General features: G+C 38.5%; 11 protein-coding genes and 1 tRNA gene. 9 read left to right on the top strand and 3 right to left on the bottom strand.

What is annotated here, in order from left to right; all coding sequences use genetic code 11:
• The 3 genes from A6A20_RS05005 to plsB all read right to left on the bottom strand — a co-directional run bounded on the left by A6A20_RS05005 (position 1) and on the right by plsB (position 6465).
• Positions 1-3240 carry a type I restriction endonuclease subunit R gene (locus A6A20_RS05005; RefSeq protein ID WP_279572428.1) on the bottom strand — a complete coding sequence of 1080 codons (3240 nt, stop codon included), beginning with the start codon at positions 3238-3240 and terminating at the stop codon, positions 1-3.
• The gene (locus A6A20_RS05000) at positions 3240-3797 is read right to left on the bottom strand and encodes a restriction endonuclease subunit S (RefSeq protein ID WP_279572427.1); all 558 of its coding nucleotides are present in this window, start codon (positions 3795-3797) and stop codon (positions 3240-3242) included. Before A6A20_RS05000 ends, A6A20_RS05005 begins: the two co-directional genes overlap by 1 nt.
• Before the next feature lie 244 nt (positions 3798-4041).
• Positions 4042-6465, bottom strand: a complete 2424-nt coding sequence (plsB, locus tag A6A20_RS04995) for a glycerol-3-phosphate 1-O-acyltransferase PlsB (RefSeq protein ID WP_279572426.1) — start codon at positions 6463-6465, stop codon at positions 4042-4044.
• A gap of 308 nt (positions 6466-6773) precedes the next feature.
• Here plsB and lexA point away from each other — a divergent pair, with 308 nt between their 5' ends.
• The 9 genes from lexA to A6A20_RS04950 all read left to right on the top strand — a co-directional run bounded on the left by lexA (position 6774) and on the right by A6A20_RS04950 (position 15135).
• Positions 6774-7409, top strand: a complete 636-nt coding sequence (lexA, locus tag A6A20_RS04990) for a transcriptional repressor LexA (RefSeq protein ID WP_279572425.1) — start codon at positions 6774-6776, stop codon at positions 7407-7409.
• A gap of 118 nt (positions 7410-7527) precedes the next feature.
• The gene (locus tag A6A20_RS04985; RefSeq protein WP_279572424.1) at positions 7528-9519 is read left to right on the top strand and encodes a transglycosylase SLT domain-containing protein; all 1992 of its coding nucleotides are present in this window, start codon (positions 7528-7530) and stop codon (positions 9517-9519) included.
• A 35-nt stretch (positions 9520-9554) separates the two neighbouring features.
• The gene (gene trpR, locus A6A20_RS04980) at positions 9555-9857 is read left to right on the top strand and encodes a trp operon repressor (protein WP_279572423.1); all 303 of its coding nucleotides are present in this window, start codon (positions 9555-9557) and stop codon (positions 9855-9857) included.
• Positions 9841-10566, top strand: a complete 726-nt coding sequence (gene mtgA, locus A6A20_RS04975; RefSeq protein WP_279572422.1) for a monofunctional biosynthetic peptidoglycan transglycosylase — start codon at positions 9841-9843, stop codon at positions 10564-10566. The genes trpR and mtgA overlap by 17 nt, the downstream gene beginning before the upstream one ends.
• Before the next feature lie 5 nt (positions 10567-10571).
• Positions 10572-12497: a DNA topoisomerase III gene (locus A6A20_RS04970; protein WP_279572421.1), complete on the top strand. Its 1926-nt coding sequence runs from the start codon at positions 10572-10574 to the stop codon at positions 12495-12497.
• A 144-nt stretch (positions 12498-12641) separates the two neighbouring features.
• Entirely contained in the window at positions 12642-12989 is a 348-nt protein-coding gene (gene secG / locus A6A20_RS04965) for a preprotein translocase subunit SecG (RefSeq protein WP_279572420.1), read from the top strand.
• Between the two features lie 10 nt (positions 12990-12999).
• A tRNA-Leu gene (locus tag A6A20_RS04960) sits at positions 13000-13084 on the top strand.
• 258 nt (positions 13085-13342) lie between these two features.
• Positions 13343-13573: an acyl carrier protein gene (gene acpP, locus A6A20_RS04955; RefSeq protein WP_111301362.1), complete on the top strand. Its 231-nt coding sequence runs from the start codon at positions 13343-13345 to the stop codon at positions 13571-13573.
• A 227-nt stretch (positions 13574-13800) separates the two neighbouring features.
• Positions 13801-15135 carry an anaerobic C4-dicarboxylate transporter gene (locus A6A20_RS04950; protein ID WP_279572419.1) on the top strand — a complete coding sequence of 445 codons (1335 nt, stop codon included), beginning with the start codon at positions 13801-13803 and terminating at the stop codon, positions 15133-15135.
• The last annotated feature ends 103 nt before the right edge of the window (positions 15136-15238 follow it).

Genomic DNA, 15238 nt, shown 5'->3' with positions numbered 1-15238 from the left:
CTAATATTGGGTTAATTTATCCGCTAATTGCCCAATAGCGTTGCGTAATGCGGTGCGGTATTTGATTTTACTAAGGGCTTGGACTTCGCTATCCGTTGCTAAGACTTTATAATGTTCAACCCCTTGATTAATTATCTTGGTTACCGCTTTGGTATCGTCCAAATCCTGTTGCCCATATTGATGATGAGCAAATAATTGGCGTAACCCTGCGCTACTCACAATATCGGTAATGCCCCAATGATTGCGAAAATCGAGTAATTGCCGATCAAGGGTAATGGTGCTTGCCTGCTCCAAGACTTGATTTAATTCTCCGTCTTTTAAGCGATAGTTGCCTTCAAAAGGTTCGGTTGGGTATTCTTTGTTAATAATGGCTTCGGTAGCTCGGCGAATTTTTTGTGCATAGGCTAAATTCTCTAACCCATTGGCAAATTTCTCAATATCGTCTTTGGTTTGTGCTACTTGTTCGCTTTGTTGTTGATGGACTTGGTTAATTAATTGCTCAAGTAGTTCCATTAAATAATCATGAGTAACGGTAACTTCTTTAATGTGCGACATTCTTAGTTCAATTTCCGCCACTGAAATTTGTTTTATTTTGGCAAGATGGTATTTCAGTTCGCCAGCCAAAACAGTGGTGAGCATTTTTTCTTGCTCCACTGTCATACCTAACTGTTCAATCAAAGCATCAGGATTATCATAATCAAAGCCCTCAATATGCTCGTCTATTTCCTCTTGAGGATATTGTTTGAGCTTGGCTATTAGCATATTGTAATCTCGCAAATAATCTAGTAAATCTTCTTTTTGTTTTTCACTTTTTGGTAACTCCATAAAAGGCTCTTGTCTGCTATTTTGCGTTAACTTAGCTAATTCATTTACCACGTTTTTGGCATCTTTTAAGACTTCATTAAAAGGTTTTGCCAATATGCCGTCTTTTTGGTTTTCACGTTTACGCTCTTCATCGGAAAGATGCGCGGAATTTTTATTGGCATAAATGGCAAGGGCTTCATTCATCAAGCGTTCATTTTGTACTGGCCAACGGTAATTGATAATTTGCCCAAAGGGTTTTTCTTGCATATCGGCGATACGATTGGTGCGTGAATAGGCTTGAATTAAGCTAGCATCTTTTAAAATACGGTCCACATAAAGGGTATTGAGTTCAGGGGCATCAAAGCCTGTTAGCAATTGATCCACCACGATGACTAAATCAAGGTAGTTTTTATCCACACAGGTTTTATTCAATCGACTCATGACGTCTTGCGTATATTCCGAAACGCTGTCTAAGCCAAATTTGGTATTAAATTGTTGATTGTAATGATCGATAGCACGATGTAAGGCTTGATTGCTTTGGGTCATACTGTCGTTATTGCTGGTATTTAAACTAAAAGTAATGGCGACTTTTAACGTAAATTTTCCCAATTCCGACCGTACTTTATTGACTCGTACAAACTCATCAAAATAACGCATCGCTAAAGGCGTACTTGGGCCGTTACCGCTGACATGAGTGGTTAATAAGGCATTATATTTGCCATTGTTGGAACGGTTTCGCCAATTTTGAAAAATATCTTCCACCACTTTTTCTACGTGTTCAGGGGTTTCATCGTAAAAATTAGGGTGTAAACTGCGTTCAATTTTTTCCCCTTTGCTGATTTTGTGATTGCCCTCGCTTTTGCCAAATAAATCCGCTTGTTCAAATTCCTCTTGGCGAATGGCTTCTAGCTCTTGTTCAATTTTTTCATCATTCCAATCGGGGTGTTCTTGCTTTAACAAGGCGCGCATATCTACGGTGCTTTTAAAATCCACTTTAAAGCCCAATACATTGCGATCGGCAATGGCTTCACGAATGGTGTAGGCGTGTAATAATTCGCCAAAAATATCTTGAGTGCGTAAGCCTTTGCTACGATTATCAAACATTGGCGTGCCTGTATAGCCAATCCAAACGGATTTCTTAAAAGCTGCCTGAATAAGCTCAAAGCCCTCGCCAGCAGTAGAACGGTGGGCTTCGTCCACTACAAACACAATGCGTTTATCAGGTGCAACAAATCCTTTGGATTTCACCAATTTCAATAATTTTTGTACGCTGGTAACAATAATATTTTTGTTTGTCTCTTTGAGTTTTTTACGTAAATCTCGGGTGTTATTAGTATTTTGCACTGAACCCCATTTATCGTTGTTATTTTTATCAGGATCATAGGCTTGATAATTTTCAAAAGTTTGTTTGGTTAGGGCAATGCGATCCACCACAAACACCACTTTATCCACGTTCAGCAAACGACTGGCAAGCCAAGCGGTTTTAAAACTGGTAATGGTTTTACCGCTACCTGTGGTATGCCAAATATAACCTAGCTTTTTATTGCTAAATTCAAAATCCCAAGGTTTCAATTTATCTAATACGGCTTGGGTAGCATAAACCTGATAAGGGCGCATTACTTTGAGCATTTGTTTGTTTTCTGTGCCGTCCAAAATCATATAATTGGTTGCCATTTGATGCGCCATAGGAATACTCAGCATGGAATTTGCAAACTCTTTCCAATGACGAACAACGCTATTATCGCCTTTGCGTTGCCAATTAAAGGCAAAATCTTTGTTAAATTTATCGGCGGTGGTATTTGCCATATATTTCACATTATTTGGTGCAACCGCCACTAAAATTTGCACTGTAGAAAAAATATCACGATATTGATTTTCTAACGCATACTGGTGCATTTGGTTAAGTGCATCATTAACATCAACGGTTTCTTTTTTCGCTTCAATCTGAATAATTGGCAAGCCATTAATCAATAAAGTAATATCAAAACGTCGATTTTGCTTACCTGCTATCGTTGCTGGGCGTTCAATTTGATTAACAATTTGATAAACCGTATCGCCTGCACCAATCTGTTTTTGATCAAATACCGTTAAAAATACATGGCGGCCATCTTCTAAATCCACTTCAACCTGTGAAATACCATTTAAGCCGTATAAAAATTGCCCAGCTTGGTAAGGGGTGCGTAAATTGCAAATTTGGGTTTTGACTTGTTCAAATTCATGTACACTCAATGGGTGATGAAGAATATTTTGATTTAAGCGTTCTAAAATTTGTTTAAAATTTTGCCAGAGTTGCTCGGTGGTTTTAATTTCTGGTTTATATTCCCAGAGTTTTTCCGTTAGAAAATAGCTAGCGGTAGGTTCTGCTACGCTATTCGTTGCGATTTTTCCTGTGCTTAAGTAGCTGATTAATTGGGTTTCAAATTCAAATTCTGTCATTATTTTACTCCTTTTAATTGATTAAGTACGATAGTGGTTTGTAATTTGGCGACTTGCTGTTGCAAGGCTTGAATCCGTAATTGCTTAAAATAGATCTCGCCCATTAATTGCTGTTTTTCTAAGGGCGGCAAAGGGGGAAGCTCTAGTTCTTTAAGCTGTTTAATTGTATATTTTTGTACACTTGAACCTTGCAAATTCATTTGTAATTGGCGGCGAATATTGGCATTTTCATTGAGTAAAAAAATCAAATATTTGCCATTAAGTTGAGAGGACGGCATTAATTTCACATAGTTTTGTGTCAATAAATAACCTTGATGTCTGGCTCGCACTTGGCTTGCTCGCCCTGAAATTAAACTGAATACAATATCGTCAGTTTGGACAGTGATGAGTTTATCAAAGGTTCGCACTCGCTTACCTTGATAATCCTGCCCCATATCAATCAAATCATTTTCCAATTCAGCTTGTCCATAATAACAATAGTATGGTGCATTAATATCAGTGCTTTCTTGGATACGGAATTGGGGGGATCCGCTGTAAAACTCAATTAATTTTTTCATAATTAAATTGTGCCTTATTAAAATCACAAATTTAATTTTATATGAAATTTATTGTAAAGCAAGCGTTTTTTATTATAGTCGTTTCAATTTAAAATAAGACAAGGCGGTACGCCAAAGGCAGTACAAAGTAGTACAGCGAGGCGTGCCAACGCTGTATTATTTTAAAGTGAGGCGGCTATACCCATAAAAAAACGGCAAAACAAAATGCTTTACCGTTTCTTAATCATAGCGGTTATATTCTAAATCATTCCCCTTTTTCCACCGCACTTTGAATGGTTAAAATCACCTCAGGGGAGATCATTTTGCTTAGTATATTAGCAATGTCATTTACTTTTGCTACCATTGCGTAGCCATTTTGATCGATATATTCATTGGCTTTTAGGCTAGCGATAAAGGTAGAAAAGACCGCTTTATCAAAAAATTCAGGGGCGTTGATGCCATGTAATACCGATAAGCGTTGTGCAATGGATTGGCTTTCTTTTTCAAGAGTTGCTCGGCTAATGTGCGGATCCGCTTGTAATAGGCTTAGGGTAATATAATAGCGTTGTAAAATTTCACGCACACCTGCTGACCAAAGCTGTAAGGTTCTTACTTTGGCTTTATTTAGGCTTAATAATTTGTCATTATCCTTAATCAGTTGCTGACGTTGTAACTCGTTGATAATTTGATCAATGTATTGATTTAACTGATCCTGTGGCAGGTGCATAAATAATTCATTTTGTAAGAATGGATAAATTTTATGTACAGCTTCTAAGACCAACTGTTTTTGAATCGCTTCATAATGTAACACAATGCTGGCGACTAAAGCAGGTAATACAAATAAATGCTGAATGTTGTTGCGATAATAGGTCATTAATACCGCTGAGTTACGTTCTAAGCGTACAATTTCGCCAAAATTATCTTTTTCTATTAATACCCCCACGCGATCAAGTCCTAATACATGCTCTAACATTTGTTGCGGGGTTTCATTAGGAATAATCACGTCCGCAGAATAAGGCACATTTTGTAAAAATTGCTGATAGCTATCAAGTTGTTCTAATAGCTGTTCTCGTGATAATGCCCGTTGGCGAGAAGAAAGCAAGGCAGTTCCTGTGAGGTTCATGGCATTTACCGCTGCCGCATTATTAATATGGGTCATCACTTGATTTGCTACGGCATCAACCGCTTGAGCAAACCAAGCGGGACGTTCTTCTGTTTGTTGTTCTTCTTTCCATTCAGGATAATGTTGGTTGAGGTAATTATTAAGCTGAATAGGCTCGCCAAAATTCACATAGCCTTTGCCTAAGTTACGCAATTTTTTGATAACTCGTAACACCAAGCCTGCATTTTCTTTTTCTTTTGCAGCCCCTCGTAATTCTTTGGCATAAGTATCCACTTCCAACACATGCTCATAGCCAATATAAACAGGCACAATAGAAATAGGACGATTTTGTCCTTGTTGTAAAGCCTGTAAGGTCATTGACATCATACCCGTTTTAGGGGCAAGCAAACGCCCTGTGCGTGAGCGTCCCCCCTCAATAAAATATTCCACCGAATAACCACGATGAAATAATTCGGCTAAGTATTCACGAAAAATGGTGGCATATAAGCGGTTACCCTTAAAACTACGGCGAATAAAAAATGCCCCACCTCGTCTAAACATTCCGCCCACAGGCCAGAAATTGAGGTTAATTCCTGCGGCAATATGGGGTGGAAATAAACCTTGATGATATAACACATAAGATAATAATAGGTAATCAATATGGCTACGATGACAAGGCACATAAACAATCTCGTGTCCATCTAAGGCGAGTTTGCGTACACGATCGGCGTGTTCTACCGAAATGCCTTGATAGAGTTTGTTCCAAAGCCAACCTAAAAAGCGATCCGCCATACGCAGCCCCTCATAGCTCACATTGGCAGCAATTTCATTCAGGATTTTCTTCGCCTCTTGCGTGGCTTTTTCTGGGGTTATTTTTTTATTTTGTGCTTCATCAGCAATGGCAGCAAGAATGGTTGGCGATTGCAATAATTTATTAAACATTGCCTCACGATTAGGCAAGCGTGGGCCTGTGGCTGAGATCCGTTGTTTAGAGAAATGAATTCTTGCCACTCTTGCTAATTTTTGTGCAATTTTCTTATCTGCCCCATATTTATTTACCATATAACGCAGGGAAACGGCTTGCGAAAAACGCACAAAGGTATCGCTTCTAAACCAAGCAATAGAAATCAGCTTACGAATACCACTGACGAGGCGTAAATCTGGTAAACCTGTTTGTTGTTCATGCCCGGGAGCGCGTCCCCATAATACCGAGGCAGGGATAAGCTGGACATCTAATTCTGTTGCATGGCGATGCAATTCTAAATAGCGATAAAATACCTGTTCTGTTTCTTTTTTTGCACCTTTAGAACGGAAAATGCGACGACCTTCATCAAGAAAAACAAAACGAGGCAAGCTCACACCATTTATTTCATTATTTTCTAAGGGATCAGGCAAGCCGACACTTAAACAATTTTTGCGAAAAATAAGTAAATCTGTTTGAGAAGTATAGGGCAAAACATAAACAAAGGGTTGAGAAATATCTAAACCAAGCTCTTCAATGGGGGAATTAGGAATAGGGTTATTTTTGACTAATAATGTTAATGGAAAATCCAACATTTTCCGATAAAAATTTAAACATACAGACATAATAATATCCATTTAACCTCGCTTATCATTGATGATAAGCCAATTATTGTTTCATTAGTATAGTTGTTTCAATTTAAAATCAGACAGGGCGTATTTAACACCCACTTATTTTAAAGTGGAACGACTATAACTAAACAAATAGCGATAGTCTAGCATAAAACCACAAGTTAAGCTGAATACAAATATCAGGAATTCTGGCTTAAATCACATTTTATTGCTAAAAATCTGCAATTAGTTATTGCAATACAGGGGGGTTACTGTATATTATGACAGATAAAAATGTATAAAAAGACAGTTAAGGAGTGATTATGAAACCCTTTAAAGCCCTCACTGCTCGTCAACAAGAAGTCTATGATTTCCTGAAACATCATATTGAATCAACGGGTATGCCACCTACTCGAGCAGAAATTTCCAGAGAACTCGGCTTTCGTTCGCCAAATGCGGCGGAAGAACATTTAAAAGCCTTAGCCCGTAAAGGCGTGATTGAAATTGTTTCTGGTACATCAAGGGGCATACGCTTATTATGGGAGCAAGAAGAAGATAACGAAGAGGAAGGATTGCCTTTGATTGGACGTGTTGCCGCAGGCGAGCCGATCTTAGCCGAGCAACATATTGAAGGTACTTACAAAATTGATCCTGATATGTTTAAACCTGCTGCCAGTTTTTTATTGAAGGTCTATGGCGAGTCCATGAAAGATATTGGTATTTTAGACGGTGATTTATTGGCGGTACATAGCACAAAAGATGTGCGTAATGGGCAAGTGATTGTGGCGAGAATTGATAATGAAGTTACGGTAAAACGTTTTGAGCGACAAGGTTCAATCATTTATTTACACGCCGAAAATGAAGATTTTGAGCCAATCGTCGTCAATTTAGCAGAAGAGCCTTATTTTGAAATTGAAGGTATTGCAGTGGGAATTATTCGTAATAATGCTTGGATGTAAAAGCATTAAATAAAAAACTTTTTAAAAATTGACCGCACTTTGTAGAGAAATGGGTAACATAATGCAAAAGGTAGCATAGCGTAACGATTAATATCAAATAAAGTGATTGAGGAAGAGAATGAAATACAAAATCTTATGGGCGAGTTATTTATGCCTGTTATTTCATCATACTGTTCAGGCTGAACCTATTCAAGCAATAAAGCAAGACGAGGTTTATCAAAAACTCAATCAAATTATTCAACAAAGTCAAAGCCAAGCTACATTAAACTTGGTAGAGAATATGTTGCCTGAATTGACAAGTTATCCGCTGTATCCCTATGCTCAATTCCAGTTACTCAATGCCAAAGCCCAACAAGATCAGCTTAATGTAGATGACATTCGTCAATTTAGCCAGCAATACCCTGATTTGCCTAATTATTTTGTAAGCACCTTAACCACAAATTGGTTTAATACCCAATTTAATCAGCAACATTGGCAAGCCATTGTAGATAATCAAGGGCTATTAACTGATTCAGTGGCAAATCGTTGTTTGCTTATGCAGGCTGAAATCAATTTAACCTCAAAAGACACCGCACTTTTGACCACTGAACAGCAACAAGATATACAACAATTATGGCTAACAGGGCAAAATTTACCTGCAAATTGTGCTGTATTGGTGGCATTATGGCAACAACAAGATCCGCTTAGTAACGCATTGATTACTCAACGAGCAATATTGGCATTTCAGCAAAAAAATACGGCGTTATTAAATCAGTTGGTTGCCTTAGCACCAGAAAATACTTGGTTAAAGGACATTCAACAACTTTTACAACGCCCGCAAAGATTGCCTGATTTTGCCGAAAAGGCAGAAAATAACGCCGATAATCAAGCCATTATTTTAGCGATTTTTCCTACATTTATACGTCAGTTAGGCGAAGATAAATGGACAATCAGTGAAAATCCCTTTGCTCCCTATCAAATTTGGGCAGATAAATTTGCTTTAACGGACACACAAATTAAGCAATGGAAATCCCAATTTCTTTGGCAAATATTTGATAGTGATATTGCCTTATTGCAACAATGGCGAGATCAACAAATTGCACAGCTCAAGGAAGATCGCCAAACTGAACGCCGTATTCGGTTAGCGATTCGTCAACAACAAGATCTTTCGCCTTGGCTTGATCTATTATCCGATAATGCCAAACAAAGCCAAGAATGGCGTTATTGGCAAGCCTATGCGTTGCAAAAACAAGGGAAAAAACAACAAAGCCAGCAAATCTTAACAGCCTTAAGTGAGCAACGTGGCTTTTATCCTATGCTAGCGGCTCAACAGCTAGGGATCGTTTATCAACCTAATATGGTAGAAATTAGCTCACAAGCTAGACAACAAACAAATTTACTCGCATTTCAACCCGCACTTCAGAGAATTCAACGCCTTTACCAACTTGGGCAACAAGCAAATCAGCAACAGATCAATCGAGAATGGTGGGCGTTATTAAGTTCAGCTAGCAACAAGCAAAAATTATTGCTAAGTGAATATGCTCATCAACAGCAATGGTTTGATTTAGCGGTAGAAGCCACAATTCAAGCAAAGGCTTGGGGATATTTGGCTCTACGTTTACCCAATGCCTATTTAAATTGGTTTGATTTACAATTAAAAAATAATTCCAAAATTGACCGCACTTTTGCTATGGCAATCGCACGACAAGAAAGTGCGTGGAAACCCTATGCTCAATCTTCGGCAAATGCGCGAGGAATAATGCAATTATTACCCACTACGGCTCAAGCCACAGCGGACAAATATCAATTACCTTACAAGCAACAGGCTCAATTATTTGATCCTTTCTATAACATTATGCTTGGTACAGCCCATTTACAAGAGCTTGCCGAACGCTATGGCGATAACCGTATTCTTATTGCTGCCGCTTATAATGCGGGAAGTTCCAGAGTAGATAATTGGTTAGCTCGCTCACAAGGGAAATTAACTATGGCTGAATTTATTGCCAGTATCCCTTTTTATGAAACAAGGGGTTATGTGCAAAATGTACTCACTTATGACTACTATTATCAAATTTTACAACAAAAACCACTGATAAAATTCAGCAAAAGCGAATATGATCGATTATACTAGTTAAATAGTATCAGTCTGATCATAGGGAGAGCAGAATGTATTTAAGTCGTAATTTAGCACAATGGGAAGCCTTTATTGACATCTTGCGTCGTGCGGTTCAAGAGGAAAAAGAACAAGAACTATTGACCTTATTATTAACCCCTGATGAACGAGATTCTGTTGGTTTACGTTTACAAATTGTCAATCAATTACTTGATGCTCACACTTCACAACGGGAAATCCAACAAAACTTAAATACCAGTGCGGCAACCATTACAAGGGGATCTAATATGATCAAAACCATGCCACCTGAATTTATTCAATGGATTAAACAACAACTCAATGAGCAAAAAGAATAAACGGAAAAATACTGTCTATAGCAAAGTAAAAAAATGGCTATGCCGTATTATCGGATATAGCCTATTATTCTTTGTAGGCATTACGCTATTATTTCGCTTTATGCCCGTTCCTTTTTCCGCTTATATGGCACAGCAAAAAATTATGGCTTGGGTACAGGGCGACTTTACCACTAAATTAGATTATCAATGGGTAAGTTTGGATAACATTGCCTGGCAGATGCAATTAGCGGTAATCGCCGCAGAAGATCAAAAGTTTTTTGATCATTATGGTTTTGATTGGCAAGCGATAAAAAGTGCGGTAAAAAATAATCAAAATTCAATGCGTTTGCGTGGTGGTTCTAGTCTTTCGCAACAAACCGCCAAAAATTTATATTTATGGCATGGGCAAAGCTGGCTGCGGAAAGGATTAGAAGTGCCGACAACTTTAGTATTAGAAAGCCTATGGTCAAAACAGCGTATTTTAGAAGTCTATCTTAATATTGCCGAATTTGGCGAAGGCATTTTTGGGGTAGAAGCAGCAAGTCAGCATTATTTTAACAAATCAGCGAAACAATTAAATCAACAAGAAGCGGCGTTGCTTGCTGCGGTTTTACCCAATCCGATTATTTATCAGGTTAATCGTCCAAGTGCTTATGTATTACGCCGCCAAGCATGGATTTTACAACAAATGAACCAATTAGGTGGTAAATCCTTTTTAACTCAACAATAAAAATTATGCGATTATTTATAGCAGAAAAACCCAGTTTAGGGCGAGCGATTGCCGAGGTTTTACCCAAACCCCATCAGCGTGGTGAGGGCTTTATTAAATGTGGTGAGCAAGATTATGTTACTTGGTGTATCGGGCATTTATTAGAGCAAGCTGAACCTGATGCTTATAATCCTTTGTTTAAACAATGGCGTTTGGAGCATTTACCCATTGTGCCTGAACAATGGCAATTAGTCGCGAAAAAAAATACCGCTAAACAACTGAAAATTGTTACAAAACTGATCCAACAAGCTGATGAAATCGTTAATGCGGGCGACCCTGATCGAGAAGGGCAATTATTAATTGATGAAATTTTTAGCTATGTGAAATTACCCAGTGAAAAACGTGCCAAAATAAAACGTTGTTTAATCAGCGATCTTAATCCCAGTGCGGTGGCAAAGGCGATTGAAAAATTACAACCTAATCAAAACTTTGTGCCATTAGCCACTTCCGCCCTTGCTCGCTCAAGAGCCGATTGGCTATATGGCATTAATATGACAAGAGCCTTTACTATTCGTGGGCAACAAACGGGCTATAAGGGCGTGCTTTCTGTTGGGCGTGTACAAACGCCTGTTTTAGGGCTTATTGTGCGTAGAGATCTTGATATTGAACATTTTCAGCCTAAAGATTTTTTTGAAGTATTAGCCCATATTCAACCCTCGCCAACGCAAGATGAACAAAATCAAGCCTTTTCTTTTACGGCATTATGGCAACCGAGCAAAGCCTGTGAGGATTATCAAGATGAAGAAGGGCGTGTGTTATCACGTCCATTAGCGGAAAATGTGGTAAAACGTATTACCAATCAGCCAGCGGAAGTAACCGATTATAGTGATAAACGAGAAAAAGAAACCGCCCCCTTGCCTTATTCCCTTTCCGCTTTGCAAATTGATGCGGCAAAAGGGTTTGGCTTATCCGCTCAAGAGGTGTTAGATATTTGTCAGCGTTTATATGAAACCCATAAATTAATTACCTATCCTCGTTCTGATTGTCGTTACTTGCCCCAAGAACATTTTGCTGAACGACAGGCGGTAACAAAGGCGATTTCTTCTCGTGTAAGGGAATACCAACAATTACCTGAAGTGGTGGATCTTGCACAAAAAAATCGTTGTTGGAATGATAAAAAAGTAGAGGCACACCATGCCATTATTCCAACGGCAAATCATCGCCAAGTGTCGCTAAATCCACGAGAAATGCAAATTTATCAGCTTATTGCTCGCCAATATTTATTACAATTTTGCCCTGATGCCGAATATCGTAAAAGCCGTATTACACTGAATATTGCAGGGGGAACTTTTATTGCCCAAGCTCGCAATTTACAAATTGCGGGTTGGAAACAACTTTTGGGGAAAGAAGATGAAGATCAGCAAGCAGATCCGCCCTTACCTGAAGTGAAAAAAGGCGATATTTTACATTGTCTAAAAGGGGAAATTATCAGTAAAAAAACACAGCCCCCTAAACCCTTTACTGATGCCACTTTGTTATCAGCAATGACAGGTATCGCTCGTTTTGTGCAGGATAAAGCCTTGAAAAAAATTTTGCGTGAAACAGACGGATTAGGCACTGAGGCAACGCGAGCGGGTATTATTGAGTTATTATTCAAGCGAGGCTTTTTATATAAAAAGGGCAGAAATATCCATAGTACAGAGGCGGGCAGGGTGCTTATTCAAGCCTTACCCGAAATAGCAACGCAACCAGATATGACCGCACATTGGGAATCGCAACTGACTAGTATTAGCCAAAAACAAGCGAGTTATCAGGACTTTATGAATATGCTATTAACCATGTTGCCGAATTTACTTAACTATGTGGATTTTCAAGCATTGCGTCAACTAAGCCGAGTAAATTCAAACGTGCCACATAGCAGTAAGAGTAAAACTAAGGCAAAAGTGCGGTAGGAAAATGAAAAATTTTGCTTAAAATAACAACAGTTAAGAATTCTAGGCAGAAAACCGCTTGCGAAGTGATAAGGCTTTCGCTATTATTCCGTCCCTAGAACCGAATTTCTTATCATTTATAGCAAAAAAGAGAACGAAAATATAATGTATCAGGCTTTATTAATTGTTTATCTCATTGTTGCCATTGTGCTTATTGCTTTTATTTTAGTACAACAGGGCAAAGGTGCTGATGCGGGAGCTTCTTTTGGTGGCGGTGCTTCAGGAACGGTTTTCGGATCCGCAGGTTCAGGAAATTTCCTCTCTCGTACCACAGCCATTTTAGCGGTAGCATTTTTTGTGATTAGTTTAGTGATTGGTAATATTAATTCACACCGTAATAATGTTCAATTAGGTACGTTTGATGATTTAACACAAACAGCGGAACAACTTGAACAAACTAAACCAGCGGAAGTACCTACATTAGATAATCAAAATAACGATATTCCGCAATAATCAAATTTAAGCACTGGTGGTGGAATTGGTAGACACGCTATCTTGAGGGGGTAGTGTCGCAAGACGTGCGGGTTCAAGTCCCGCCCAGTGCACCAAATTCAAGGCTCTATTAAGAGCCTTTTTTATTTTCTGCTGGAGATTTTGGAAATAAGAAATGACAAAAGCCCCCAGTTAATGCTAAAATCTGCTTAGCTATGTAACTTTTGGTTATGTATGCTGAAATCAAAGTCTTAACCTATATGGCAAAACCCAAGTGGTAAAACCAGCTAAATCAAAGGTTGCGACTTTGACGATTAATACATAAACTACTTAACTCGCAACAAGCGATATTTATACTAAATAGGGAAAAACAAATGAGTATTGAAGAACGCGTAAAAAAAATTATCGTTGAACAATTAGGCGTTAAGGAAGAAGAAGTAAAACCAGAGGCTTCTTTTGTTGAAGATTTAGGTGCTGATTCATTAGATACAGTTGAATTAGTGATGGCTTTAGAAGAAGAATTTGATATTGAAATTCCTGATGAAGAAGCTGAAAAAATTACCACTGTTCAATCAGCCATTGATTATGTACAAAACAATCAATAAGTATTGACCATTAAGGCGGGATTACCCGCCTTAATTTTTATTTGTTATCTAACAATTCCTGTCGTTAAATCTATTCTTTTATTTTCATTTCATCTCTAGCATAGTGATAATTTGATTTAGATAAAATTTTCCTAAAAAAATTAACAATTCTTTACTAAAGATATTGAATAATACCTCTATTTAGCTATGATTAGCAGCAGTGATATTCCTAATTTTTTGAGGTCATTATGCTTTATCTAGAGTTTCTTTTTCTTATTTTCATGCTTTATATTGGCAGTCGCTTTGGTGGGATTGGCTTAGGGGTTATTTCAGGGATAGGATTAGCCATTGAAGTCTTTATCTTCCGTATGCCCGTAGGTAAAGCCCCTGTTGATGTGATGCTGATTATTTTAGCGGTGGTAACCTGTGCATCTATTTTAGAAGCGGCAGGTGGCTTAAAATATATGTTGCAAATTGCTGAACGAATTTTAAGAAGTAATCCTAAACGGGTAACCTTTCTTGGGCCTATTGTTACCTATCTTATGACCTTTATGCTAGGAACAGGGCATTCAGTCTATTCTATTATGCCGATTATTGGCGATGTGGCGTTAAAAAATAATATTCGTCCAGAACGCCCAATGGCAGCGGCATCAGTTGCCTCACAGCTTGCTATTACCTCAAGTCCCTTAGCGGCAGCGGTGGCGTATTATCTTACCCAAATCGCACAAATCCCGGGCTATGAACATATTAGCTTATTAAATATTATTTCAGTTACCATACCAGCAACCTTTATCGGTACTTTAGCCATTTGTTTTTATAGCTTACGGCGTGGTAAAGAGCTACAAGAGGATCCTGAATACCAACGCCGTTTGCAAGATCCAGTATGGCGTGAGCGTATTATGAATACCACTGCAACCTCGTTGAACGAAGAATTGCCAAATTCAGCGAAAAATGCGGTGTATTTATTTCTACTCTCGCTTGTAGCGGTAGTCAGTATTGCTATGTTCCCTGATATTCGTTCCATTGGTGACAGCGCTAAACCAATTTCAATGTCTTTGGTTATCCAGATGATGATGCTAGCGTTTGGCGGTATTATTTTGGTACTCACTAAAACCAATCCGCAAACCGTACCTAATGGCGTGGTATTTAAATCTGGTATGGTGGCTTGTATTGCGATTTTTGGGATTGCGTGGATGAGTGATACCTATTTCCAATATGCTATGCCAGAATTTAAAGCCGCAGTAACCTCAATGGTGGAGCATTATCCTTGGACATTTGCTTTTGCTCTCTTTGCCGTATCCGTTGTGATTAATAGTCAAGCAGCGACTGCGGTTATGATGTTACCTGTGGGCATTGGATTAGGTTTGCCAGCACCATTATTAGTAGGCTTATTGCCAGCAACTTATGCCTATTTCTTTATTCCAAACTATCCGTCAGATATTGCCACAGTCAATTTTGACCCAACAGGCACGACTAAAATCGGTAAATATTACTTTAACCACAGTTTTATGGTACCGGGGCTGATTGGTGTCGTGGTGGCTTGTTTTGTGGGCTATTTTGTTGCTCAAATTGTAATTAGCTAATTCTATTGAACTGATAATATAGTCGTTTCAATTTAAAATCAGGCGAGGCGTACCAACACTGGATTATTTTAAAGAGGGACGGCGATAAAAGTGCGGTGAAAAA

The sequence above is a fragment of the Volucribacter amazonae genome, from assembly GCF_029783845.1.
In the GTDB taxonomy this organism is placed as follows: domain Bacteria; phylum Pseudomonadota; class Gammaproteobacteria; order Enterobacterales; family Pasteurellaceae; genus Volucribacter; species Volucribacter amazonae.
The sequence above is the reverse complement of the archived record's forward strand: the minus strand, read 5'-3'. Positions and strand labels throughout refer to the sequence as shown.

Excerpts from the sequence above, each read along its gene's own strand:
- A6A20_RS04970 (WP_279572421.1), top strand. The coding sequence starts at position 10,572 with ATGCGATTATTTATAGCAGAAAAACCCAGTTTAGGGCGAGCGATTGCC.
- acpP (WP_111301362.1), top strand. The coding sequence starts at position 13,343 with ATGAGTATTGAAGAACGCGTAAAAAAAATTATCGTTGAACAATTAGGC.
- secG (WP_279572420.1), top strand. The coding sequence starts at position 12,642 with ATGTATCAGGCTTTATTAATTGTTTATCTCATTGTTGCCATTGTGCTT.
- lexA (WP_279572425.1), top strand. The coding sequence starts at position 6,774 with ATGAAACCCTTTAAAGCCCTCACTGCTCGTCAACAAGAAGTCTATGAT.
- A6A20_RS05005 (WP_279572428.1), bottom strand. The coding sequence starts at position 3,240 with ATGACAGAATTTGAATTTGAAACCCAATTAATCAGCTACTTAAGCACA.
- mtgA (WP_279572422.1), top strand. The coding sequence starts at position 9,841 with ATGAGCAAAAAGAATAAACGGAAAAATACTGTCTATAGCAAAGTAAAA.
- A6A20_RS05000 (WP_279572427.1), bottom strand. The coding sequence starts at position 3,797 with ATGAAAAAATTAATTGAGTTTTACAGCGGATCCCCCCAATTCCGTATC.
- A6A20_RS04950 (WP_279572419.1), top strand. The coding sequence starts at position 13,801 with ATGCTTTATCTAGAGTTTCTTTTTCTTATTTTCATGCTTTATATTGGC.
- A6A20_RS04985 (WP_279572424.1), top strand. The coding sequence starts at position 7,528 with ATGAAATACAAAATCTTATGGGCGAGTTATTTATGCCTGTTATTTCAT.
- trpR (WP_279572423.1), top strand. The coding sequence starts at position 9,555 with ATGTATTTAAGTCGTAATTTAGCACAATGGGAAGCCTTTATTGACATC.
- plsB (WP_279572426.1), bottom strand. The coding sequence starts at position 6,465 with ATGTCTGTATGTTTAAATTTTTATCGGAAAATGTTGGATTTTCCATTA.